This is a genomic window from Sinomonas sp. (assembly GCF_036848755.1).
Classification (GTDB): domain Bacteria; phylum Actinomycetota; class Actinomycetes; order Actinomycetales; family Micrococcaceae; genus Sinomonas.
Genome location: NZ_DAIUJO010000209.1, coordinates 1 through 3,087 on the forward strand (window position 1 = coordinate 1; position 3,087 = coordinate 3,087).

A 3,087-nucleotide genomic window follows, 5' to 3' on the forward strand; every position below is an offset into this window, starting at 1 on the left:
GGCTACACGCCGAAGTAGAGCTCGAACTCGTACGGGTTCGGGCGGAGCGAGAGGGGAGCGATCTCCTTCTCGCGCTTGTAAGCGATCCAGGTCTCGATGAGGTCCAGGGTGAAGACGCCTCCAGCCTGGAGGAACTCATTGTCGGCCTCGAGGGCGTCGAGAGCCTCCTCGAGCGAGCCCGGAGCCTTGGGGATGTCCTTGGCCTCCTCGGCCGGGAGCTCGTAGAGGTCCTTGTCGATCGGGGCAGGCGGCTCAATGCGGTTGCGGATGCCGTCGATACCGGCCATGAGCTGAGCAGCGAAGGCGAGGTACGGGTTCGACGAGGGGTCAGGCGCGCGGAATTCGATGCGCTTCGCCTTCGGGTTGGTGCCCGTGATCGGAATGCGAATACCGGCCGAGCGGTTGCCCTGCGAGTAGACCATGTTGACGGGCGCCTCGAAGCCCTTGACGAGGCGCTTGTACGAGTTCACCGTCGGGTTCGTGAACGCCAGGACAGCCGAGGAGTGCTTGAGCAGGCCTCCGATGTACCAGCGTGCGAGGTCCGAGAGGCTCGCGTAGCCCTTCTCGTCGTAGAAGAGCGGCTCGCTGCCGTTCCACAGCGACTGGTGGCAGTGCATGCCGGAGCCGTTGTCACCGAAGATCGGCTTCGGCATGAACGTGACCGACTTGCCCCACTCGGTCGCGGTGTTCTTGATCACGTACTTGAACTTCTGCAGGTCGTCCGCAGCACGCACAAGGGTCGAGAACTTGTAGTTGATCTCCGCCTGGCCCGCGGCGCCGACCTCGTGATGCGACCGCTCGACCTCGAGACCGACGGCGTCGAGGTTGAGCACCATCGCGTCGCGGAGATCGGCCTGGTGATCGACGGGGGAGACGGGGAAGTAGCCACCCTTGAACGGCGTCTTGTTGCCGAGGTTGCCGCCTTCTTCCTCGCGACCCGAGTTCCACGGTGCCTCGATCGAGTCGACCTTGTAGAACGAACCCTGCGGGGAGGACTCGAACTGGACGTTGTCGAAGACGTAGAACTCCGCCTCCGGAGCGAAGAACGCCGTGTCGGCGATGCCGGTGGAGGCCAGGTAGGCCTCGGCGCGCTCGGCGACACCGCGCGGATCGCGGTGGTACGGCTCACCCGTGCGGGGGTTGACGATGGAGAAGTTCAGCGCCAGCGTCTTCTCCACGCGGAACGGGTCCACGTAGGCAGTGGTCACGTCCGGGATCAGCTGCATGTCGGACTCGGCGATGCCCTGGAAGCCGCGGATGGACGAGCCGTCGAACAGCTGTCCGTTGACGAAGAAGTCCTCGTCCACCGTCTTGGCGGGGACGTTGAAGTGCTGCTGGACGCCGGGAAGGTCGGTGAAGCGGATGTCGACGAACTTGACATCCTCGTCCTTGATGAATGCGAGGACTTCCTCCGCAGACTTGAACATCTGTTCTCCTTACAGATCGGGATGGCACGCATCGGGCGCGAAACGGCGGCGCGCAGGCTGTATCGCCGCGCGGGCGGCGCCGTGCTGCAACGCGACCCAGCCTACGAACGCGGCGTTACTCGGCAGTGTCCGTATTGTTTCGGCGAGGTTACATCACACCGCTCCTGCTTTGCCTACGCTAGGCGGCATTATGCGGAACCACCAAGGCGAGGACGTCACAGAACAGCCAACTAGACTGGATCGGTGATCGACCGCAGAGACCTCAGCTCCTGGATCAGTGGACCGCCGACCGAACCGGGCCACTATCCGGGGCGCGCTCTCGGCCTGCCGCGCACCGGTCGTGGTTCGATCGCGCGCCCCGGTCGCCGCGTCGTCGCCCTGTGCATCGATTGGGCCGCGTGCCTGCTGATCTCGACGGCGTTCTTCAACGGCAATTCGTCCGCGACCCTGGGCATCTTCGCGCTCGAGCAGATCGTCCTCGTCGGCACAGTCGGCTACAGCTTGGGGCACCGCGTGCTGGGGCTCAAGGTGGTCAGGCTCGGCGGCGCCCCCGCGGGGATCCCGGCGGCCATCCTGCGAGCCGTGCTGCTGTGCCTCGTCATTCCCGCAGTTGTCTTCGACGCCGACCAGCGGGGGCTCCACGACAAGGCCGCCAAGACGGTCCTCGTGCGCGTCTAGCCAGCTGGCGACAACGCTGAGGGCCCGGACGGATCGTCCGGGCCCTCAGCGTTTCACGAGCGAGGTTTCAGAACAGCAGGGTCAGCGACCGCGCATCGCACGCCGGTCGGGGCGGATGCGAGTCGGGTCGATGCCCTTGGGGATCGGAAGACGCGGACCGAGCGATGCGAGCCGCTTGTTGATGGCCTGGACCTCGACCTTCGTCAGCTCGGGCTTGAGCTTCTGCATGCGCTTGGCAACCTTGTCGAGCGGGGTCTGGCCTTCTTCGCGCCCGGTCTCGATCACGGTGATGGGAACGTTGGGGAGGATGCGCACGAGCCGCTTTCGCTCCGACTCGATGAGGGGGCGGACACGGCTCGCGGGGCCCTCCGACACGAGCACGACGCCGGGGCGCCCTACCGCGCGGAACACGAGATCCTGCGTGCGGGGGTTCATGGCGACCGGCTGCTCCTCGACGATCCAGCCGCGACGCAGGGTGTTGAGAGCGGCGCCAGCCGCACCGGGCTGGCCCTCGATCTGGGAGAACGCGGCCCGCTCGGCCCGTCGGCTGAGGACCAGGATCGCCCCCAGCACCCCGAGGAGGATGCCGACGATGAGGCCGGTGATCCAGTTGTCGAGCAGGGCGCCCACCAGCACGCCGAGACCGACGACGACGAGGAACACCAGCGCCATGAGCCAGACGACGTTCGGGTCCGCTCGTCGGGTCATCTGGAAGACCTGGAGCATCTGCTGGAAGCTGTTCGGCTTCTTCGCCTTCTTCGGAGCTCGATCCGAGGGCGTGTTGGGGGTGTTCTTCGCCATAGTGCTTCAATTCTAAGTGAAACGCCGCCCTCCCAGACCTCGTCGGGGAGGGCGGCGTGCGAAAGGCGCGCGGTGGCCCGGGTGGGTCAGTGGGCCTGGGCGGCGATGAGGCTTGCGGCTTCCTGCCGGGTGGTGCCGGAGGACTCGATGTGGGCCAGCTGGGGCGGGATCTCGCGGCCCT

General features: G+C 66.2%; 3 protein-coding genes. 1 reads left to right on the top strand and 2 read right to left on the bottom strand.

Translation table 11 applies throughout. The features are described 5' to 3' along the window. Nucleotides 1–2 precede the first annotated feature (2 nt). The gene (glnA, locus tag V7053_RS18490) at nucleotides 3–1,427 is read right to left on the bottom strand and encodes a type I glutamate--ammonia ligase (RefSeq protein WP_334173719.1); all 1,425 of its coding nucleotides are present in this window, start codon (nucleotides 1,425–1,427) and stop codon (nucleotides 3–5) included. A gap of 243 nt (nucleotides 1,428–1,670) precedes the next feature. On the opposite strand from glnA, the gene V7053_RS18495 reads away from it, so the two are divergent. Next, complete coding sequence (locus tag V7053_RS18495) at nucleotides 1,671–2,105, top strand: RDD family protein (RefSeq protein ID WP_334173720.1); 435 nt, start codon at nucleotides 1,671–1,673, stop codon at nucleotides 2,103–2,105. A gap of 81 nt (nucleotides 2,106–2,186) precedes the next feature. On the opposite strand, the gene V7053_RS18500 is transcribed toward V7053_RS18495, so the two are convergent. Then, nucleotides 2,187–2,906 carry a DUF4191 domain-containing protein gene (locus tag V7053_RS18500; RefSeq protein WP_334173721.1) on the bottom strand — a complete coding sequence of 240 codons (720 nt, stop codon included), beginning with the start codon at nucleotides 2,904–2,906 and terminating at the stop codon, nucleotides 2,187–2,189. Nucleotides 2,907–3,087: the final 181 nt, after the last annotated feature.